Source organism: Streptococcus mitis SK564 (assembly GCF_000148525.1).
Lineage (GTDB): Bacteria > Bacillota > Bacilli > Lactobacillales > Streptococcaceae > Streptococcus > Streptococcus mitis_H.
Map to the genome: position 1 here is coordinate 15,483 of NZ_AEDU01000009.1, position 21,130 is coordinate 36,612.

A 21,130-nucleotide genomic window follows, 5' to 3' on the forward strand; every position below is an offset into this window, starting at 1 on the left:
GGAAAGTTCCGACATTGTTTTAGTAAGCTAACTTCCTGAAAATAGGAGTAACCACACATTCCAGAAGGCAGTGATATTGATGAGAATGTGAACTAGTATTGGATAATAGAGATTTTTTGTCATGCGATACAATAGAGCCAAAATAAGCCCTCCACTAGCATAAATGAAAAAAGCAAGAGGAGTTAAAGCGAAATTGATATGAATATAACCGAAAATAATAGCAGAAAGCAAGACATCTCCGTACCAAGGCGAGTTTTTGAAAAAGGTTATCATAAGCACACCGCGATAAATCAATTCCTCAGCAATAGGGCCGATGAAGCAAGTTATGAGCAAGAAATAGGGTAATTCCTGTCTCCCTATCATTTCTATCGTTTCATTCAAAGAAATTTGATTTGAAGACGAGGGTATGAAATAAGACAAGAAGAAGTCAGACATATACGAAATGATATAGCCCAGTAAAAGGTAGATAAAGTACCTCAGGTGCCATTTAAAATGAAAAGTTTGCTTTCCTGCAAAAACTAGTAGATAGATGACCGCTAATAAAAGAACTACACTCTCCATCAAAAGCAGAATCTGAAAAAATTCACGACTTGCTGGTAGATAGGACTTTGCGAGATGATTGAAAAGCCTCCAAAACCAAGTTGATTTGTAAAAAATTAAGGACAATGCTAGTAAAATCTGAATAATCCGTTTTTTCATATTAAATCCTCTGTTTTCCTTGACTAGATTATTGGATATAATGGTTTATTTAACTGCATAACAAGTTTAGTATAGAATATCTTTTCAAAATATACTCTTCAAATCATAAATTGTCATCAAAACATCCTAGACTGTAAAATCAATTAAACCCTACCCTTTTACCATTATCTCCTCTAACAAAGGAAGACCTATGATTAAGTTACTAACCTTGGACATAGATTGATTTCTCCTAAATGAAGCCAAAGCCCCCCAAAAAAATCAGGTGGTTTATTTAGCCTGAACCTTACGGAGCAAGATAAATAAAAGCCAGTATTGCTACTGACTCTTACATCATTTTAATTTAACAGGATAAATTTATGCTTCTGATTTCGTCATAACTGACTCACTACCTTTTTAACAAAGCAAGTAATTTTTCTGCTTCTGCCATGATACCATTATTATCCATGGTTTGGAGACTCAGATTATTTCGTAAACCAGCTAGGCTCTCTGTCACATTGTTTTTCAATCTAGCATCCGTTACTTTATCAAGTAAAGCTTCTACTTCTTTGAGTTTGGCTTCTACTTTTTCAGTCTCTACTTGAGGGACTTCAGCTTCGTCTGTTGTATCGTTAGCTACTCCCTCTGTCTCGTCTTCATCAGTGCTTGGTTTATAAAGATTATCTACTGAAGGGTTTAAACCTGCATGATTCTCTTTTTCATCAGATTCAGGGCGAGTTGGCTCACTTACTTTATCATGTTCCTTATCTTCATCAGGTTTACTGTCTTGGTCTGCCTTATTTTTACGAACATGGTCACTGGCATTTCCCCAACCATTATCTGAATGAGGGCGTTCATTTGGATGTTCAACATAATATTTTACAGTCGCAAAGAGATCCTCTAAACTATAGCCTTTAGGTGCCTCATAAAGTCCTTCGTCAAACCAAGAAAATTTAATGTTATGGTAATGATCATAATGAGGTATAATCAAGCTACCGTTTTTAACTTCAACAGTATGTTGGAGATTGTAAGGCATGTGATCAAGTGGAACTTTCTTAGCTGCCTTCACTTTATTATAGATTGCTTCTACTCCTTTAACCTCAGTATTTCCTGACCCCTGATTATCTGTTGAAGGAGGCGTCAAACCTTTCTCTTTAGCATAAGCCTGAGCTGCTGCTCTTTCAGCTTCAGACAAACTTTCTTTCTTGATCCAATGACTATGAGTCATATGCGGAGTTACATAGGCATCGCCTTCATCGCTAGTTATATCACGAGGATCAAAGATATAGCCATCTTCTGTTGTATACTTACCTGCTAATTTCGCTAATTTAATTTCATCGTCCGTATAAGCAATTTGAGCATTTGATTTGCCAAGTCGCTCTGGATGGGTAATTGGTGCTAGGAAGGTAAGAATATCATCAACTAACTTGACCTTATCACTTGAGACATCATTAAGACGTTCCAATAGTTTATCCAAAGCGTCAAAATCAGCTTGGCGCCCCTTATTAGAAATCAAATCTTTATGAATTCTTGCTAGTAAATCATAAACCTTGTTGTAAAATTCTTGCTCACTAGAAGGGATGGTACTTTTCTTAGCTCCTAACTCATGAGACAAACTTTCTTGTTTGGAAAGTTTATTATCAATGGCTATAACAGTTTCTGCTGAAAGCTCCTTAGTAGAAATATAACGCGAGGTTCCATTCTCTTCAAAGACATAACCATCAGCTACCTTTCGAACAGCCTGTTTCACCAATTTTCCATCAAATGGATTGCTTGGAGATGGTTGAGGATTTGGGGTAGGTTGCGGACTTGGTACTGGGGTAAGCTCTGGAGCAGGGATTAGATTTGGTCTTGATGGTAACCAATGACTTGAACTATAATGAAGTGGAATCATTCTTGCAATCTTCTGCTCTAGATCAGACATTTGTGAATAAGGAATAAAGTGATAATGATCTCCGTGTGGCACTGCTACACCGTTAGCTGTACGTTTGATGATTTGTGCTGGATCAAAGACTAAGCCATCAGATTCTACATGTCGTTCTGATAAAGGTTTGGCATACAATTCACTTAAAAGTGTTGAAATGTCTTCCCCTTGATTTTGATGATAAGTTGGAGTGACAGTCAGGTTTGGAGTCTCTGTCAAACTTGGTTGGGCTGGAGCTGTATTTGGATTGTTACTACTTGGTTTACTTGAACTTGTAGCAGAATGTGAGCCCTGCTTCCCATTCCAATAGGCTTGGGCTGCAGCCAATTCCCCTGCAGACAAAGCACCTTTTGGTATATAGTGGAAATGGTTGCCGTGCGGTACAATAAAAGCGTCTCCTGTATCTTCAATTACATCTGTCGGACTAAAGACATACCCATCATCCGTTGTATAAGCGCCTCCAGTTCCTCGATTTGGTGCCTGCGTATTGAGATTAAAGTTTGGTTTAATCGGTGAACTTGGTGTTGAACTTGGTTTATCTGTACTTCTTGGTTTCGTATTATCAGAATGACTTTGAACTGGCTGACCTCCAATTGGTAGATTTCGAGCCAATTTTTCTTCCAGCGGTGACATTTGTGAATAAGGAACGAAATGGAAATGATCCCCGTGAGGAACTGCAACACCATTGGTAGTACGTTTTGTAATCTGTGCTGGGTCAAATACCAAGCCATCAGACTCCACATGACGTTGGCTAAGTGGTAAGGCGTACAATTCTTGAAGGAGACTAGCTAAATCTTCACTTTGACTTTCAGGAGCTTTGGAAGAATCTTGAGGTGCCTCAGATGGACTCGTTCTCACACTAGATCTTGTTTCAGCTCTGCTAGAACGATATTCAACCGTACTTAATTGCCCACCTTTTCCAGATAAGAAGGCTTGGGCGGCAGCTAATTCACTAGCAGACAAGTCACTCTTAGGAATATAGTGGAAGTGATTGCCATGAGGAACAATATAAGCATCACCCGTGTCCTCAATGATATCAGATGCATTGAAGATATAACCGTCATCCGTTGTATAGCGACCTTGGGCTCTGGCTGCAGCAACAGCATTATCTGTACTTGAATTATGATTATGACTATGTTCCTGCTTCTGACGTTTAATCTCTTCTTTTGTCCGAATATTGTCCGCGTGGGCAGCATCTTTGAGGTAAACATAGTATTTCCCGTCTACCTTAATCACATATCCACCCTTAATTTCATTGACAATGTCTGAATCCTTCAACTGATAATTCGGATCTTTCATGAGGAGTTCTTCACTGATGATAGCGTCATAAGGAACCTTGCCATTATAGTAATGATAATGGTCTCCATGAGAAGTCACATAACCTTGATCAGTAATCTTGATAACAATTTGTTCGGCGTTGATTCCCTCTCTCTTACTGACTTCATCTGGTGTCAAATTCTCTGCCTTTTGACCAGCCTGATCACCATCTATATAAGCAACTCGATTAGAATCTTTCTTAACTTGTCCAGCTTGATACCGTCCAAGTTCATAGGAACAAACACTTAGGGCAAGAACTGCCACTGAACCTGCTACATATTTTTTATTGATTTTCATTCTTTCCTCACTTTAATTCTTCTGCTAGAACACTCATATTTTCTTCCAGATTTTCTAAATAAGTCTTATCATTTTGTGGGTCTGCCTCTAAAGGATTCAGAGTTTTAAGACCCACACCTGTTGATTTGACAAGAGTTTCAGCTACTTTGGAAGAAGCGTTACTTTCTGTAAAAATCGTTTTAACCTTATAGGTTTTTACAAATTCCTGAATTTCTGTAAGTTGTCGTGGACTTGGTTCTTGTTCAGGAGAGATACCTGCAATACCAAGTTGATTAAGTCCAAATCTCTTCGCTAGATAAGAAAAGGCTGTATGTTGTGTTACAAATGTTTTCTGAGTAGCTTTTTCAAATTTAGGCTGGAATTTCTTAGTCAATTCTTGAGCTTTTTTGATAAAGGCTTGCGCATTTTTCTGGTAAGTTTCTTTATGCTCACTATCCACCTCTGAAAGTTTATCAGCGATAATCTGAGCTTCTTCTCCAGCTTTTTCAGGATCTAGCCAAGTGTGAGGGTCATAGAGCGTTTTTTCATCAACTCCATCCCCTGCTTCCACATCTTCTAGCCCTGGAACACGGTCTAAAGTCATTCCCTCTGAAGCCTCTAAAACCTTCACTTTAGATTTTTTTAGATTGGGATCTAAACTTCCTGCCCAAGATTCTAGCGTATGAGAATGGTAGACAAAGACATCTGCATCATAGATGGCCGCGATGTCATTTGCCGAAGGTTCAAAGGAGTGAATCCCACTACTTGACTGAATCATTCGAACATCATTCAAGTCACCTGATACTTCCTTTACCATAGCGTAGATAGGATAAAAACTGGTCACAATCTTCATCCCTTTACCTGTCTGACTTTCCTTTTGACCACAAGCACCTAAACACAAAAGAAAGATACTTAACAATACTAAAAATAAACTTTGTTTTTTCATGGATAACCCCTTAACTATTTAATTAACTGGTAAACATTCTACTCCTAAAAATTTAATCTGTCAAGCTATTTTAAGAAAAAAATTGAAATTTCTTTCACATATAAAAATCTGCTGAGTTTCAACAACTCAACAGATTCTCACTTTATATACTCAATGAAAATCAAAGAGCAAATTAGGAAGCTAGCCGCAGGCTGCTCAAAGCACGACTTTGAGGTTGCAGATAGAACTGACGAAGTCAGCTCAAAACATGTTTTTGAGGTTGTAGATAGAACTGACGAAGTCAGCTCAAAACACTGTTTTGAGGTTGTGGATGAAGCTGACGTGGTTTGAAGAGATTTTCGAAGAGTATTATTCTTCTATGGTAGAATGCTTATAGCCATAAGTGAAGTAAATAATACTTCCTACTAACAACGCAACTAGGAAAGCAATCCAAGTTTCCATATTATACTGCAACATAAAGGATAAACAAATGATGATTGATAAAATTGGTAATAAGGGTACCAATGGTGTTTTAAATTCTCCAGCTTTGGGCATCCCCTTTTCTCTCCGTAAGCGAATCAAGCCGTAAGCAAGCATAATCAAGTATGCCAAGGTACAAATGTTTAAGAAGGCTGCGATACTGGCTAGTGGGAACATTCCTGCAGCTACTGCTGAAGCTAGACCTGTCAAGATAGTAGCATTCTTTGGTACCTTGCTAGTCTTCGTTAGTTCTTTAAAGGCGGCAGGCATCAATCCGTCACGCGCTAAACTGTAAATCATACGTGATAGGGCATAGGTCATCGAAATACAAACTGTAATCAAGGTCAAGATAGCCACTAATGACACATAGTTGGCTGCCCAACTAATCCCAACGCTACGAAGAGCAAAGGCAACGGCATCGTCGACATTTAGATGGCTATAATGGACCACACCAGTCAAGACAAGCGTCACCAAGGCATAAAGAATGGTTACGATAGAAAGCGATAAGACAATCCCTCTAGGAATATTTTTTTGAGGAGTCTTAACTTCATCTACGGCCATAGAAATGGATTCAAATCCCAAAAAACCGAAGAACATCAAGGACGCACCAGCCATAATACCAGTACTAGCACCATAGATTTGTCCAAAACCATAAGGAGCAAAATTGCTCCAATTATCAAGCTTAATATTCCAAATTCCTACTAAAACAAAGAGAGCTAAAGCGGAAAATTTCAAAATAACTAGAATAGAATTAAAGCGTAAGGCTGCTTTAGCATTGAGTAAAACAAGTGAGGTCACCAAGACCAAGACAAGAATAGGCAATAAATCAACAAATGTTCCTGCTTGAGGATTAAAGGTACCATTTAAAGCCTGAGGAAGGGCTATCCCATATTGAGAAAGCAAGCCTTTAAAATAAGCTGCCCAACCCGAAGCCACACCAGATATGGCTGTCATGAACTCCATCATGGTTAACCAACCAGCCAACCAGGCTGGGAATTCTCCTAAAATAGCATAGAGATAACTGTAGGCACCACCTGTAGCAGGTACTCGTGAAGCAAATTCTGCAAAAAAGAGGGCTGATAATCCTACACACAAGGCAGAAATGACGATTGAAATCACTAGGGCTGGACCAGCAAGCGTTGCAGCTGCAGTACCTGTGATTGTAAAGACACCTGTCCCTACCATGGCTCCAATACCCAGCAAAATCAAATCCCATAACTTCAAATGCCTATGCATCTCCGTTTTATCTAAACTAACATTTTTTGTTCTAAATATATTCATCTTTGACTCCAAAATAAAATGATGATTCTATTTTACCATAAATATAGGAGATTTGTGAATATTTATAAAACATTTTTCTGAAAAAATCTGACTACCTTTTTGTAATAGCTTATACTCAATGAAAATCAAAGAGCAAACTAGGAAACTAGCCACAGGCTGTACTTGAGTACGGCAAGGCGACGTTGACGTGGTTTGAATTTGATTTTCGAAGAGTATTAAGAACCAAAACTCTTGAAGAAGTTGACAATGGCTTGCCAGAGGGAGCTTAAAAAGTTCCCGCCGTCCTCTATCGCCTTATCAGCATCAAAGTTAAGGTTGATATTTTTAAAACTGTCACCAGCTTGTGAAACAATGCTTTGTTTAAGGTCATTCAAGGTTTTAGTGAAGTCTGCATTGCTGAGGATATCACTTTTTGAGAGATTTAAAGCAAAATTGATGATGATATTGATCTGGTTTCCTGTTATAACCTGATCAAGTTTGTAATTTTTCAAGGTATCTTCAACAATTTTACGGACATCTTCCTCTGTCAGATTTCCCTTGCTTTCCTTCGCTTTGGCGAGTCCTGACTTGATATCGGCTAAGGCAACGTTTAATTTATTAGCATCATAGCCTGACTTGTCCTTGTTTTCAGCATTGATATCTGACAAAGCCTTTAGCTCTTCTTGAGCCAAATCTTTGTTGGCTTGTGGCACCTTGGCTCCATTAGCTTCCAGCGAATAGTAAATCCCTGCTAAAGCACTTTCTCCTGTAACGGGAATAGGTGCTGCTACAGTGATTTTGGCGTGTTCCACACCTAAAGTTACGGCCGCATTTCGGTACATATCCTGCGTCACCTTAGTGATGTTTTCTGGTGTTTCAATCTTGACCTCAAGTGGCGACTTGTCACCTAGCTTTTGAATCTTGGCTGATGAATACAATTGTAAGCTAGAGTCATTGGCAACATTCATAATCTTAGAATAGACATCAGGCGTCATAGTCTTGAGTTCTTTAGTATCTGTTGAGGCATTGTAGCCTAGTTTTTTTAGAGTTTGATTTTTTTGGTCTTCAGACAATGATGAACCTAGGACATATTCAGGTTGAACATAGGTTTCATCGATGACTTTTTGCACATCTGTTGCTGCATGGGCGCTATTCATAGCTGTTACTGCCCACAAGACCGCAGCACTGGTCAGAAAGAGTTTCTTTCTCATAGGGAATTCCCTCCTTTACCTTTCTAGAGTAATATATCTATCTTAAAGAAAACTTATAACAAAAACACCTGAACTAGCCAGATGTCGAAAAGAGAGTGAAACATTTGATGATGTAAAGGTTGAGTTGCACCTGTCTAGAATAATAATAGTTTCCTCCATTTACATAGAGTTCGGCTCCATGAAAAATGGAAATAGGGTGAATATAACTATAAGTCTTTCCAGTGGTATTGCCAAGCAAGGGAGCAACAGTCTCACGAGAGTACTGTTTGGCCAGAGCTAGGGTATTTTCCTTGCCATTTTGGGCGATAAAATCGATATAGGCAGGTCCAAAATTATAGGATTGAACAGCAGTCCAGACATCAACACCCTTCTTCTGGGCCAGATAGAGATTGTCTGTCAGAGTTTGAACGCCTTGCCGAATGCTAGAGGCATTATCATTGATGGTATTGGTTGAACCACTGGCAGACTCACTAGACTGCATAACATCGCCTTCTTTTCCTTTGGTTTCGGTATAAATCATAGCGAGCACAAGCTCTTCGTTTGCTGGGGTATCTTTTTCACTCAAGATTTCTCGTACCATGGGTTGATAGGTCATGACTTGCTTGACATCTTGGTGAACGCGGTAAGTTTTATAGCCAGCAAAAAGGAAGACTGCTAGTACAAGCACTCTTCGAATTCGTTTAAACATTATTTACTTTGGATATCCTCGATATTTTTGATTAAGATAGAGTAGGTTCCATTGTCATTTTGGATAAATTCAACAGACTCAGCGTCTTGATAGACGTTATTGGGAACGATGAGCTCAATTCCATTTGACAAGGAAAGTTTTTGGTTTTCAAATTTCTTTAATTGGCGACTGGCATCGATTTCATCGAACTGAACTGGTTCTGGTACAGCTTCCTTGACTTGATCAATAAAGCTCAAACGAGCCGTCAGGTTGTTATCAAAAAGGTCGTTAGCCAATTTCTCAGGCGATAATTCATTGCTTTCTTCTAGGTTGTTGAAAATAGCTGATTTGACCTTGGATTGAAATTGAAAATCATCTGTGTTAAAGGTTTCAGCAATTCTCTGTGCCGTTTTTTCTAGTTCCTTGATGGATTTCTTAGGAGAAATCTTAGGGGCGACGGCAAGGAGATTTTCTGAAAAATAGTTCAAAAAAGTCCCGTTGTACTTGATTCGTTTTTCAATCAGATGGTACTTGCGGCTCTGAAGATTGACTACCAAGGCCTCATCAGCCCCTGTTCCAAATCCAGGCAGGTTATTCTGAGTCAGCTTGATTGGATTATCAACTTCTCCTCCGAGGTGAGTCAAGGTCTCACGCAGGGCAATTCTCAAGAAAGCGAAATGTTCCACACCTTCTTTAGAAAATTGCACAAAAATCAAGTCATTGGTCTTGAGATTTTCAGAAATGCTAAACTCCTCTTTCCAGAGATTAGCCAGTGTTACTGATGTCTCCAACAAATCGTCAGTGATGTGATTGAAGAAGGGATTTTCTTCTTCGAAAATCCCAGTCTTGGCTTCATCTGAATACACACGTTCAATTTTTTTACGTAGGTATTCTTCGATTTTTGGAGTAATATTGAGAAATTTATCCGCTAGAAACAGCTCGGTATCATCCGGGCTAAACTGATGGATAATAGCTTTCTTAATATAAATATCCATAAAAGTTTTAGTCCTCGTATAGTGGGAAGGCATCTGTCAATTCTTTGACTGCACTTCTCACTTCTTCTAAGACAGCTTCATTTTCTGCATTCTTAAGGGTTTTAATGATGAGCTCAGCCACTTTGCGACTTTCTTCTTCACCAAATCCACGTGCAGTAATGGCTGCTGCTCCGATACGAATACCACTTGTCTTGAATGGTGACAAGGTTTCGTAAGGGATTGAGTTTTTATTTAGGGTAATATTGACTTCATCCAGCAAGTTTTGGGCAACTTTTCCGTTTTCTACAACTTTAGTCACATCCACTAGGAAGAGGTGATTTTCAGTCCCGCCAGAAATGATACGGAAATCAGTGTCTTGCAAGAAGACAGCTGCCATAGCCTTGCTGTTCTTGATAACATTAGCAGCATATTCCTTGAAGGCTGGATCTAATACTTCTTTGAAAGAAACAGCTTTAGCTGCCACAACATGCTCCAAAGGGCCGCCCTGAATACCTGGGAAAATAGCTGAGTTGATTTTCTTAGCTAAGTCTTCATCATTAGTCAAAATTAAACCACCACGAGGTCCACGAAGCGTTTTGTGAGTCGTTGTTGTCGTGATGTGAGCGTATGGCACTGGGCTTGGGTGAAGACCAGCTGCAACCAAACCAGCGATATGAGCCATATCTACCATGAGCTTAGCGCCAACAGCATCTGCAATTTCACGGAATTTTGAAAAGTCGATAATTTGAGAATAGGCTGAAGCACCTGCTACAATCAGTTTTGGTTTTACTTCTTGGGCTTGTTTCAAGATAGCATCAAAGTCCAAGAATTCTGTTTCAGGATCCACACTATAAGAAACAAAGTTGTAGGTTTGACCAGAAAAGCTGACAGGAGCTCCGTGGGTCAAGTGTCCACCTGCTGCTAAATCCATCCCCATAACGGTATCACCTGGCTCAATCAAGGCCATGTAAGCCGCACAGTTGGCTTGGCTTCCTGAGTGAGGTTGTACATTGGCAAATTTAGCACCGAAAATTTCTTTTGCGCGTTCAATAGCAAGAGTCTCTACCACGTCTACCACATCCGTTCCACCATAATAACGGCGGCCTGGGTAGCCTTCGGCGTATTTATTCGTCAAGATAGACCCTTGAGCTGCCATAACAGCCTTGGAAACTACGTTTTCCGAAGCAATCAACTCGATATTATTTTGTTGGCGTTCTTCTTCTTTGGCAATAGCATTCCAGAGATCAGCATCGTATGCTTTAAAATCATCTTTATCAAAAATCATAGGTCTTCTCCTTTATTGTGTGACTAGTCCATTAGTTTGATTTTACAATAAGAAAATAAACTAAAAGATGCGAATAAACCGTTTCTGCACTTTATCACAAGTATAACCAACTTTTTCATAAAATGCATGAGCTCCCAGACGATGATCGGCAGAGTTTAAACGGATAAACCCATAACCACGTCTTTTGGCTTCTTCTTCCAACCCTTGTAGTAAACTTTTACCAATACCTTGACCTTGCGCTTGAGGTGAAACTGCTAAGGCTAAGATATTAAATCCTGCTTTGGAATAGAGTGATTCGTAAACTTCAGCGTGGACATATCCAAGCAAGGCATGACTAGCTTCATTCTCATAGCCAAGTAGGAAATGATGGGAATCCTGAGACAGTTTAGCTAGTTGGCTAGCCGTTTCCTCTGAACTAAAAGAATAGCCCAAAGCCTCTCGGTTAATTTCACAAATGGCTTTCACATCAGTTTCTCTTAAATCTCTTAGCATCTCATTCCTCCTCAAAAGAAATCTCTGGCAACTGAGCAAGAATATCTTCTCGCTTAATGGCCCCTTGGCGTAAGATTTTCACCTTGTCTCCAGACAAATCCAAAATAGTTGAATCCTGTCCAGTTAGAAAAGCATCGTCTTCCAAACCCAGAACATCTTGGTCAAAATCCTTCAGAATTTGTTCAAAGGTTACACCACTTGACTGACCTGAAATGTTGGCAGACGGTCCAATCAGGGGTCCTGTCACTCGAATTAAATCCAGTGTGATAGGGTGACTGGGCATCCGAAATCCAACAGTTGCAAGACCAGAATTGACCCAATAGGGAACTCGGTCATTGGCTTCGAGAATAATGGTCAAGGGACCTGGTAAAAAGGTCTCGACAAGTTTTTGTAGATAAGTTGGCTGATTCTTTGAAAAGTGCAAGATGTCCTCGAGAGAATCGATATTGAGATTGAGTGCCTTGTCTCTAGGACGACGTTTGAGTTGGTAAACATGGTCAACTGCTTTTTCGTCTAAAGCCTTGGCAAAGAGACCGTAAACAGTCTCTGTAGGCAGAACGACAGCTCCACCATTTTCCAACTCTTGTTTAATCCTGTCCATCATCAACCACGACCATCCTATCTTGACCAAATTGATCCTTGAGTGTTCGAACTCGCTGTTCAGGAAGATGTTTCCTAAAAAGTTCAGGAACACTTTGACCTTGCTTGTATCCAATTTCAAGGTAAATCTTACCACCATCTTTGAGATAGTCTTTTGCATCTTCCGCAATTCTACGGTAAATAGCTAGGCCATCCTCGTCTGCAAAGAGAGCTAGATGAGGCTCCGAATGCAAGACATTCAAGCCGACCTCTGACGCATCTTTACGAGAGATATAGGGTGGATTGGAAACAATTATATCATATTTTTCAGAAATTTCTGTAAAACAGTCAGATTTTTTTAAAAATATTTGAAGATTTTGATTTTTAGCATTTTCGTTAGCTAAATCTAAAGCATCTTGGGAAATATCTGCTGCTGTCACTGACCAATCTGGTCTGTTTTTTGCTAGAGCGAGAGCAATAGCTCCACTACCTGTTCCAATATCCAGAACTGAAAGATTCGTCTCAGGATTTTCAGCTAGGATAAGCTCCACCAATTCCCCTGTCTCTGGTCGAGGAATCAATACTCGCTCATCAACTGTTAATTGCATTCCATAAAAATCTACCTGTCCAATGATGTATTGTGCCGGTTTATGAGCTACTAACTGTTGGAAAATTTCTTTTACAAATACTTCTTCCTCTTCCGTCACTTCCTTCTGAAGAACAAAGACAAAGTCAGTAAAAGAGAGATTTTTCAGGCTACGATAGACAAAAGAGAGGCTTTCAGCTTCCTCTCCTTGTCTTATCAATTCTTCTTCAAAATCTGAAAATAATTGAGCTAATTTCATTATTTGTTTAATTCTTCTAATTTTTGTGTTTGGTCATATAGCACCAAGGCATCCACAACTTCGTCCAATTTACCAGACAAAATGGTATCTAGTTTTTGGAGAGTCAAGCCGATACGGTGGTCCGTGACACGGTTTTGTGGGAAATTATAAGTACGGATTCGTTCTGAGCGGTCCCCAGTACCAATCGTTGACTTACGCTCAGCGTCTTGTTCGTCTTGTGCAATCTGAGCAAAGTGGTCAGCAACACGCGCACGAATGATTTTCATGGCTTTCTCACGGTTTTTCTGCTGGGTACGTTCTTCCTGCATCTCAACCTTGATATTGGTTGGCAAGTGAACGATACGAACGGCAGTCGCAACCTTATTGACGTTCTGTCCACCAGCACCAGAGGCATGATAGATGTCGACACGAAGGTCTTTTGGATCAATGTCGTATTCAACCTCTTCTACTTCTGGCATAACAAGAACTGTCGCTGTCGAAGTATGAACACGGCCTTGGCTTTCTGTCACAGGGACACGTTGCACACGGTGAGCACCTGATTCGTACTTGAGTTTAGAGTATACAGACTGACCAGAAACCATAGCAACCACTTCTTTGAAACCACCGACACCGTTTATAGAGGCTTCCATAACTTCAAAGCGCCAGCCTTGGGCTTCCGCATACTTTTGGTACATGGTTAGAAGGTCACCCGCAAAAAGTGCTGCTTCGTCTCCACCAGCAGCGCCACGGATTTCAAGGATAATATTCTTGTCATCATTTGGATCCTTTGGAAGGAGCAAGATTTTCAGTTTTTCTTCGTATTCTTCTTTTTCAACCTTGGCATCTTTGAGCTCTTGCTTGGCCATTTCTTCCAAGTCAGCATCTCCGCCTGATTCCTTAATCATCTCTTCGGCGTCAACGATGTTTTGAAGGACTTGTTTGTACTCACGGTAGGCTGTAACCGTGTCACGGGTAGAAGCCTCTTCTTTCGAAAGTTCCATGAAACGCTTGGTGTCAGACACCACATCAGGGTCACTGAGCAATTCTCCTAATTCTTCATAACGGTCTTCTACTGCTTGTAGTTGATCATAGATGTTCATTTTTTCTCCTTATTTCTCAATTGTTAAATCATAGATTGCTTATACTTCGTTCTCGGATATTTCCCCAGTTTCTTTAAATCCATAACTGAGGTAACAAGATCTTGCATGTTCATTTTCTGGTTCATAAGACAACCAAAGTTTATTGCTTAAACCTGCTGGCGCTGTCCGAACATAGTCTAGTACTTTATCCATAATTGGTTTAAAATATCCTTGATTTTGAAAATTCTTATCAATCATAAAACGAAATAGTAAATAATTTCCACTACTAATTCCGATCTTTTTATCATAAGCTATCATCACAAAACCTATAATTGCATCATTATCATAAACTGCCAATGGAGCTACAAAATCTCCATTTTTAGTGTAGACGTATGCTTCAGCTAAACTAATTGCGTTGGTTGCAATGAATTGTTTTTGATATTCCTTGACATCCAAATTCAAAACATCAAAATAATTTTCCATTGTAACATCTCTTAGTTCAATTGTCATAGTTTTGCTCCTTGTTAGAGGTTATCATTGGCGCAAAATAATGTTTACGGCAAACCGAGATATAGGTTTCATTTCCACCAATCTGGATCTGCTCGCCATCATAGACTGGCAGTCCATCCTGTGTACGCAAAACCATAGTTGCCTTTTTCTTACAATACTGACAGATGGTTTTAATCTCATCGATTTTATCTGCTAAAAGCAAGAGATATTTTGAACCTTCGAATAGTTCATTTCGAAAATCATTTTTCAAACCAAAAGCCATGACAGGTATGTCTAACTCATCAACAACACGGGCTAGATTGTAAACATGGTGACGCTTGAGAAACTGGGCTTCATCAACCAACACACAGTAAGGCTTTTCTGCTAGGTCTCGGATATAGCCAAAGATATCCGTCGTCTCCTCAATTGCAAGAGCAGGGCGTTTCATACCGATTCGACTCGACACATAGCCAACACCGTCACGCGTATCCAGAGCCGAGGTCATAATCACAACACCTTTTCCTTGCTCCTCATAGTTATAGGCCACTTTGAGAATCTCAATCGTCTTACCAGAGTTCATGGTCCCATAACGATAATACAACTGTGCCATGTTTCTTGCTTCACGTCCATTTCTAAATTTTTGCTACATTCTAGTATATCATAATTTTCTTAAGCTTTAAACGGCAAAATGTGGTAAAATAGAAGAAATCAAAACTAGCGGAGGAAGCTATTATGCCATTTGTACGCATCGATTTATTTGAAGGACGCACGCTCGAACAAAAGAAAGCTCTGGCAAAGGAAGTAACGGAAGCTGTTGTCCGTAACACTGGAGCACCTCAATCTGCTGTCCATGTCATCATCAACGACATGCCAGAAGGAACTTACTTCCCTCAAGGGGAAATGCGCACCAAATAAGCTAGCTTAAGCAGAATTGCTTAGGCTTTTTCAATCTCCAAGTAGCATCCATTGAAGAAATAGTTCAAATTTGTTACAATTTGAAAAGAGACTTGGAAAAATTTCCAAGAAAAGAGCTATTTATTAAAGGAAACATTATGATTACACGTGAATTTGATACCATCGCTGCTATATCTACTCCACTAGGCGAAGGAGCTATCGGTATTGTCCGCCTGAGCGGAACAGAAAGTTTTGCTATTGCGCAAAAGATTTTTGAAGGAAAAGACTTGAATCAGGTTGCTAGCCATACCCTTAACTACGGTCACATCGTTGACCCTCAGACAGGAAAAGTCATGGACGAGGTTATGGTTGGAGCTATGAAGTCTCCAAAGACATTCACTCGTGAGGATATTATCGAGATTAACACCCACGGTGGGATTGCGGTGACCAATGAGATTCTCCAGCTAGCTATCCGTGAAGGAGCTCGATTGGCAGAACCTGGTGAATTTACCAAACGTGCCTTTCTAAACGGTCGTGTAGATTTGACACAGGCCGAGGCGGTGATGGATATCATCCGCGCCAAGACAGACAAGGCCATGAAGATTGCGGTTAAACAACTTGATGGTTCCCTTTCTGATCTTATCAATAATACCCGTCAAGAAATCCTTAACACACTTGCCCAAGTCGAGGTTAATATTGATTATCCTGAGTATGACGATGTTGAGGAAGCCACTACTGCTGTTGTCCGTGAGAAGACTATGGAGTTTGAGCAATTGCTAACAAATCTCCTTAGAACAGCCCGTCGCGGTAAAATCCTTCGTGAAGGAATTTCCACAGCTATCATCGGACGCCCCAACGTTGGAAAATCTAGCCTTCTCAACAACCTCTTGCGTGAGGACAAGGCTATCGTTACAGATATTGCTGGTACTACTCGAGATGTCATTGAAGAATACGTCAACATCAATGGTATTCCTCTCAAACTGATTGATACAGCAGGTATTCGAGAAACAGATGACATCGTGGAACAAATCGGTGTCGAGCGTTCGAAAAAAGCCCTCAAGGAAGCCGACTTGGTTCTACTGGTGCTAAATGCCAGTGAACCACTAACTGCCCAAGACCGCCAACTCCTAGAAATCAGTCAGGAGACTAATCGCATTATTCTTCTTAACAAAACTGACCTGCCTGAAGCGATTGAAACTTCAAAACTTCCTGAAGACGTTATTCGTATTTCAGTTCTTAAAAACCAAAACATCGATAAGATTGAAGAGCGCATTAACAACCTCTTCTTTGAAAATGCAGGTCTTGTAGAGCAAGATGCAACCTACTTGTCCAACGCCCGTCACATTTCCTTGATTGAGAAGGCCGTTGAAAGCCTACAAGCTGTTAATGAAGGTCTGGAACTAGGTATGCCAGTTGACTTGCTTCAAGTTGACTTGACTCGTACTTGGGAAATCCTCGGAGAAATCACTGGGGATGCTGCTCCTGATGAACTCATCACCCAACTCTTTAGCCAATTCTGTTTAGGAAAATAAGAAAAATCCATGATCGTTCTTGCGGTCATGGATTTTATTGTCTTATTAGTAATCTGGTCTTAAAACCCCTGTTACAGTTGCCTTGGTTGCTTCGTAGTCGCCATCTACGACGACTTTGATAATGCGTTTGGCATCTTCTTCTGGTGCTGGAACAAGAGGTAGACGAGTTGGACCAGCTTCAAATCCCATATAGTTCAGAACTGCCTTAACAGGAGCAGGACTTGGATAAGAGAAGAGGGCATTGACTTTAGGAATGAATTTACGCTGAATAGCTGCTGCTTTCTTCATATCGCTTTCTGCAATGGCGGTAAACATCTCGTGCATCTCATCCCCATTTGTATGGGATGCAACAGAAATAACCCCGTCCGCACCAAGGTTCATGGCATGGAAAGCATCTCCATCCTCACCAGTATAGACCAAGAACTCTTCTGGTTTGTGCTCAATCAAGTAAGCCATATTGGCCAAGCTGGTACATTCTTTAACACCGATGATATTTGGATGGTCAGCCAAACGAAGCATAGTTTCTGGAGTCAATTCAACAACCACACGCCCTGGAATGTTATAGATAATAATTGGTAGGTCAGAAGCATCTGCAATAGCCTTAAAGTGCTGATACATCCCTTCTTGAGAAGGTTTGTTGTAGTAAGGAACAATAGCAAGACCAGCCGCAAAACCGCCAAATTCTGCTACTTCTTTGACAAACTCAATAGAGTCACGCGTATCATTGGTACCTACACCCGCAATCAAAGGAACGCGTCCATTGACAATCTTTTGTACAGCCGCAAATAGCTCCAACTCTTCATCGTGGGTCAAAGTTGGACTCTCAGCAGTCGTTCCAGCTAGAAGAATTCCGTCTGTATGATGCGCTAACAAATGCTCAATCAAGGCTGGAATGGCATCAAAATTGATGGAACCATCCTCATGGAAGGGGGTAATAAAAGCTGTGATGATTTTACACTCTTTTAAATCTTGATAAGACATGAAAACACCTCTCTATTTCAAAGAAGGAGTTCATCTGAACTCCTAAACGATATGACTATTTTAATTCAAATTTCAATTCGGCTGTTGGACGAACCAATCCACGTTCATGAAGAGTTTCAGCAATCTGAACTGAGTTCCAAGCAGCACCTTTGAGCAGGTTGTCTGAAACGACCCACATGTGAATTCCTTTTTCTGCATCCAGGTCTTTACGGATACGACCAACAAAGGTATCACGCGAACCCACTGCATTGATGGCTTGCGGATAGATTTGATGAGCTACATCATCTTCGAGAACAGCACCTGGGAAGGCTGCGATAGCTGCTTTGACTTCTTCGATTGGAGCAACTTCTTTTGTTTCGATGTAAACAGACTCAGAGTGAGCTGACAAGACTGGAATACGCACACATGTTGCTGAAACGGCAATACTGTCATCTTCCATGATTTTCTTAGTTTCCTTAGTCATCTTCATCTCTTCGTAAGTATAATCATTGTCCGTGAAGACATCAATTTGTGGAAGAGCATTGAAGGCGATAGGATAGTGTTTCTTGTCACCGCCTGAAGGTAAGATTTCCGCATGCAAATCACGCGGTTTCACTCCATCATTCAAGACTTCACGAAGTTCACGTTGTGTTTCAAGAATCGCTCCCATACCAGCACCTGAAACGGCTTGGTAAGTTGAAACAATGATACGGTCCAAGCCCCATTTTTGACGGACAGGTTCAAGCGCCACCATCATTTGAATTGTTGAACAGTTAGGGCAGGCAATGATCCCGTTGTGGGCATCAAGTGCATGAGCATTGACCTCTGGAACAACCAAAGGAACATCTGGATTTTGACGGAAGTAAGATGTATTGTCTACTACTACCGCTCCAGCTTTAACTGCGTATGGTGCATACTTAGCTGATGTAGAACCACCTGCTGAAAAGAGAGCAATATCAACTCCTTCAAAAGCTGTTTCAGTCGTTTCTTCAATCGTAATATCTTGATCTTTAAATTTCAAAGTCTTGCCTGCTGAACGTGCAGAAGCAAGTAAACGGATTTTATCGATTGGAAGTGTTGATTCTTCCAACATTTTTATCATCTGAGCTCCGACAGCACCTGTCGCGCCGACTACAGCAACTGTATATCCCATAAATAACCTCTTTCGGAATTTTCTAAAAATTTCTATAATAGATGTATTATACTACTTTTTCCATGAATTGCAAAGCTTTTTCATCATTTTTTGGAAAATAAAAATCCCCAGTCGCTAGACTAGGGACTAAGAGGCATCTTCATGTGATGAGCAGGTTCACACAACTCATCAAGGTCCGCTCCTGCGTTATGACCTCCTTATGCTCAATAGTAGTCCGAAGACTACCTATCGACTCATCGCATCTATTATTCTACTAGATAGAGTCACTTTTGTCAACAGCCAAAACGCTTTAACTTCATTTATACAGGTGCATAAGAAAACCAAGGTTATTTCTTCTCTTTCATGCTAAGAGATATTTTTGAAACATTTGGGGCAGACATAACAAAAAGCCTTGTAAATCAAGAGCTTTTTGTCTAGTTTATGCTAATTGCCGGGATTGAACCGGCGACCTCATCCTTACCATGGATGCGCTCTGCCAACTGAGCTAAATCAGCTTACTTAAGAAGTATACTATAATCAGAAAAACTTGTCAAGTTTCCTTAGAAATTTTCTATAAGAAAAAGCCAGGTAAAGGCTACCTAGCTTGTCCTGTTCTATTTGCTTAAATCGATTCGACGACTAATTTTACCAATAATAATCGCTCCAATAATCAATGAGGCAAATTCACCGATCCCTGTTGTGAACCAAGTAAGGAAAAATGGTAATTCTGCTACAATATTTAACTCTGCAGCGATAGTAAACATGGAAATTGAAAAGAGGATTGAAAAGAAGAAATGATCTTTTCGAATCAATCCGTTAAAGAAGTAATCCTTGCTATATTTTGCAAAAAGCCAAACACCTAAACTGAGGAATACCAAGGTTGATCCGCCACCAACAAAGACATCTAGTAGTCCGAAGCTAAAGAAATTAGCAATCATACAACCGATAGTAACTCCGATGATGTACTTAGGATTGTAAAAAGCCATAAAGTTCATCATTTCTGAGATACGGAACTGATAAGCACCATAGCTGATTGCATTTAGGGGCGGTGTGACAGTCAAAACGACATAAATAGCAGCAACGATTGCAATATCTGCAACATCACGAATAGTTAATTTTTTCATCTTTTCTCCTTTAGCGGTTATCCGCGTGTAATATGCTTGGTGAAAGAAGCTAAGCACCAAGGGTTGCTTTATTCAACCTTACTAGTATAGCACAATAGCCTGCTTTATGCTATACTTAAAACATGAAAATTCGTATTCAAAAATTTTTTAACAATGAAATCTTAGCCTATCTCTTTTTTGGCCTTGCAACAACTCTAGTTTCGATTCTCTCGCGATTGGTCATTTATCAACTAAGTCATCAGGAACTTCTTGCTACTGGCCTAGCAAATATTATTGGTATCCTATTTGCCTTTATCACAAATGATACGATTGTATTTAAGCAAGCTAGGCAGAATTGGCCAAGACGTTTAGTGAAATTTTCTCTTGCCCGCCTTTCTACTTTTCTGTTAGACTTGCTCCTTACTTTTCTATTTGTAACCCAGTTTCCTAATATTATTGGTCAGTTCGTAAACGGGAATCTTGATAAAGTAAATGCAATCGAAACAATTCTTGCACAATTATTGATAATTATCCTTAATTATATTTTTAGTAAGGTTTTTATTTTTAAAAAATAAAATTTTTGAGCATATAGCTTGCAAGTTCTTCTCGATTAATATAAAATGAAGAGTAAAAATTTTTGAAAGGTAAAATAAAAATGTTAAAAGATCTTAAATCATTTTTGCTTCGTGGTAATGTTGTTGACCTTGCTGTCGGTGTGATTATTGCCTCTGCTTTTGGTGCTATCGTAACTTCATTCGTTAACGATATCATCACTCCACTTCTATTGAATCCCGCTTTGAAAGCTGCGAAAGTACAAAATATCGCTGAGCTTGCATGGAATGGTGTTACTTATGGTAAATTCTTGAGTGCTATTATCAACTTCCTTGTAGTTGGTACTGTTCTCTTCTTTGTGATTAAAGCAATGGAAAAAGCTCAAAACCTTACTAAGAAAGAAGAAGCTGCTGAGGAAGCTCCAGCTGGTCCAACTGAGTTGGAAGTACTTCAAGAAATCAAAGCCCTTCTTGAGAAAAAATAATCGATTAAAAGGATCT

At 39.9% G+C, this 21,130-nt stretch carries 22 protein-coding genes, 1 tRNA gene and 1 riboswitch; of the genes, 5 read left to right on the plus strand and 18 right to left on the minus strand.

What is annotated here, in order from left to right:
* Positions 1–27: 27 nt before the first annotated feature.
* The 3 genes from SMSK564_RS06485 to adcAII form a co-directional block, all read right to left on the minus strand.
* Positions 28–699 (minus strand): CPBP family intramembrane glutamic endopeptidase, encoded by a 672-nt coding sequence (locus tag SMSK564_RS06485; protein WP_000746015.1) that lies wholly within the window; start codon positions 697–699, stop codon positions 28–30.
* A 385-nt stretch (positions 700–1,084) separates the two neighbouring features.
* Positions 1,085–4,213, minus strand: a complete 3,129-nt coding sequence (locus SMSK564_RS06490; RefSeq protein ID WP_000700511.1) for a pneumococcal-type histidine triad protein — start codon at positions 4,211–4,213, stop codon at positions 1,085–1,087.
* A gap of 7 nt (positions 4,214–4,220) precedes the next feature.
* The gene (gene adcAII, locus SMSK564_RS06495) at positions 4,221–5,138 is read right to left on the minus strand and encodes a zinc-binding lipoprotein AdcAII (RefSeq protein WP_000744915.1); all 918 of its coding nucleotides are present in this window, start codon (positions 5,136–5,138) and stop codon (positions 4,221–4,223) included.
* Positions 5,139–5,291: 153 nt separating this feature from the next.
* Between adcAII and SMSK564_RS13620 the strand changes: the two genes are divergently transcribed.
* Positions 5,292–5,468: a hypothetical protein gene (locus SMSK564_RS13620; protein WP_004236422.1), complete on the plus strand. Its 177-nt coding sequence runs from the start codon at positions 5,292–5,294 to the stop codon at positions 5,466–5,468.
* A gap of 18 nt (positions 5,469–5,486) precedes the next feature.
* On the opposite strand, the gene SMSK564_RS06505 is transcribed toward SMSK564_RS13620, so the two are convergent.
* The 11 genes from SMSK564_RS06505 to SMSK564_RS06540 form a co-directional block, all read right to left on the minus strand.
* The gene (locus SMSK564_RS06505; protein ID WP_001020327.1) at positions 5,487–6,878 is read right to left on the minus strand and encodes an APC family permease; all 1,392 of its coding nucleotides are present in this window, start codon (positions 6,876–6,878) and stop codon (positions 5,487–5,489) included.
* A gap of 215 nt (positions 6,879–7,093) precedes the next feature.
* Entirely contained in the window at positions 7,094–8,068 is a 975-nt protein-coding gene (locus SMSK564_RS06510) for a DUF1002 domain-containing protein (protein ID WP_001227750.1), read from the minus strand.
* 73 nt (positions 8,069–8,141) lie between these two features.
* Positions 8,142–8,756: a cell wall hydrolase Pmp23 gene (gene pmp23, locus SMSK564_RS0102220; protein ID WP_000476389.1), complete on the minus strand. Its 615-nt coding sequence runs from the start codon at positions 8,754–8,756 to the stop codon at positions 8,142–8,144.
* Positions 8,756–9,730, minus strand: a complete 975-nt coding sequence (locus SMSK564_RS06515) for a nucleoid-associated protein (RefSeq protein ID WP_000356103.1) — start codon at positions 9,728–9,730, stop codon at positions 8,756–8,758. The genes pmp23 and SMSK564_RS06515 overlap by 1 nt, the downstream gene beginning before the upstream one ends.
* Positions 9,731–9,737: 7 nt before the next feature.
* Complete coding sequence (gene glyA, locus SMSK564_RS06520; RefSeq protein WP_000575490.1) at positions 9,738–10,994, minus strand: serine hydroxymethyltransferase; 1,257 nt, start codon at positions 10,992–10,994, stop codon at positions 9,738–9,740.
* A 60-nt stretch (positions 10,995–11,054) separates the two neighbouring features.
* On the minus strand, positions 11,055–11,486 hold the full coding sequence (locus SMSK564_RS06525) for a GNAT family N-acetyltransferase (RefSeq protein ID WP_000942967.1): 432 nt from the start codon (positions 11,484–11,486) through the stop codon (positions 11,055–11,057).
* Position 11,487: 1 nt separating this feature from the next.
* A complete protein-coding gene (locus SMSK564_RS06530) occupies positions 11,488–12,090 on the minus strand; it encodes an L-threonylcarbamoyladenylate synthase (protein WP_000969267.1) in 603 nt (200 codons plus the stop codon).
* The gene (gene prmC / locus SMSK564_RS0102225) at positions 12,074–12,910 is read right to left on the minus strand and encodes a peptide chain release factor N(5)-glutamine methyltransferase (RefSeq protein ID WP_000761879.1); all 837 of its coding nucleotides are present in this window, start codon (positions 12,908–12,910) and stop codon (positions 12,074–12,076) included. The genes SMSK564_RS06530 and prmC overlap by 17 nt, the downstream gene beginning before the upstream one ends.
* Entirely contained in the window at positions 12,910–13,989 is a 1,080-nt protein-coding gene (prfA, locus tag SMSK564_RS06535) for a peptide chain release factor 1 (RefSeq protein ID WP_001028816.1), read from the minus strand. The genes prmC and prfA overlap by 1 nt, the downstream gene beginning before the upstream one ends.
* Positions 13,990–14,028: 39 nt before the next feature.
* Complete coding sequence (locus tag SMSK564_RS0102230; protein WP_000151328.1) at positions 14,029–14,478, minus strand: GNAT family N-acetyltransferase; 450 nt, start codon at positions 14,476–14,478, stop codon at positions 14,029–14,031.
* Positions 14,468–15,067, minus strand: coding sequence for a thymidine kinase (locus SMSK564_RS06540; protein WP_000068138.1), 600 nt, complete (start codon positions 15,065–15,067; stop codon positions 14,468–14,470). Before SMSK564_RS06540 ends, SMSK564_RS0102230 begins: the two co-directional genes overlap by 11 nt.
* Positions 15,068–15,189: 122 nt before the next feature.
* Here SMSK564_RS06540 and SMSK564_RS06545 point away from each other — a divergent pair, with 122 nt between their 5' ends.
* Both SMSK564_RS06545 and mnmE read left to right on the plus strand, forming a co-directional pair.
* Positions 15,190–15,372 (plus strand): 4-oxalocrotonate tautomerase, encoded by a 183-nt coding sequence (locus tag SMSK564_RS06545; RefSeq protein ID WP_001117401.1) that lies wholly within the window; start codon positions 15,190–15,192, stop codon positions 15,370–15,372.
* Positions 15,373–15,509: 137 nt separating this feature from the next.
* Complete coding sequence (gene mnmE / locus SMSK564_RS06550; protein ID WP_000632762.1) at positions 15,510–16,883, plus strand: tRNA uridine-5-carboxymethylaminomethyl(34) synthesis GTPase MnmE; 1,374 nt, start codon at positions 15,510–15,512, stop codon at positions 16,881–16,883.
* Positions 16,884–16,928: 45 nt separating this feature from the next.
* On the opposite strand, the gene dapA is transcribed toward mnmE, so the two are convergent.
* The 4 genes from dapA to SMSK564_RS06565 form a co-directional block, all read right to left on the minus strand.
* Positions 16,929–17,864 carry a 4-hydroxy-tetrahydrodipicolinate synthase gene (gene dapA, locus SMSK564_RS06555; RefSeq protein WP_000121608.1) on the minus strand — a complete coding sequence of 312 codons (936 nt, stop codon included), beginning with the start codon at positions 17,862–17,864 and terminating at the stop codon, positions 16,929–16,931.
* Between the two features lie 55 nt (positions 17,865–17,919).
* Positions 17,920–18,996: an aspartate-semialdehyde dehydrogenase gene (locus SMSK564_RS06560; RefSeq protein WP_000542462.1), complete on the minus strand. Its 1,077-nt coding sequence runs from the start codon at positions 18,994–18,996 to the stop codon at positions 17,920–17,922.
* A 421-nt stretch (positions 18,997–19,417) separates the two neighbouring features.
* Positions 19,418–19,490, minus strand: a tRNA-Thr gene (locus tag SMSK564_RS0102235).
* Positions 19,491–19,589: 99 nt separating this feature from the next.
* The gene (locus tag SMSK564_RS06565; RefSeq protein WP_000737068.1) at positions 19,590–20,099 is read right to left on the minus strand and encodes a QueT transporter family protein; all 510 of its coding nucleotides are present in this window, start codon (positions 20,097–20,099) and stop codon (positions 19,590–19,592) included.
* Positions 20,097–20,193: riboswitch (PreQ1 riboswitch) on the minus strand. (Overlaps the previous gene by 3 nt.)
* Before the next feature lie 28 nt (positions 20,194–20,221).
* Here SMSK564_RS06565 and SMSK564_RS06570 point away from each other — a divergent pair.
* Both SMSK564_RS06570 and mscL read left to right on the plus strand, forming a co-directional pair.
* Positions 20,222–20,653 carry a GtrA family protein gene (locus SMSK564_RS06570; RefSeq protein ID WP_000702211.1) on the plus strand — a complete coding sequence of 144 codons (432 nt, stop codon included), beginning with the start codon at positions 20,222–20,224 and terminating at the stop codon, positions 20,651–20,653.
* 80 nt (positions 20,654–20,733) lie between these two features.
* Complete coding sequence (gene mscL / locus SMSK564_RS06575) at positions 20,734–21,114, plus strand: large conductance mechanosensitive channel protein MscL (RefSeq protein ID WP_000910217.1); 381 nt, start codon at positions 20,734–20,736, stop codon at positions 21,112–21,114.
* The last annotated feature ends 16 nt before the right edge of the window (positions 21,115–21,130 follow it).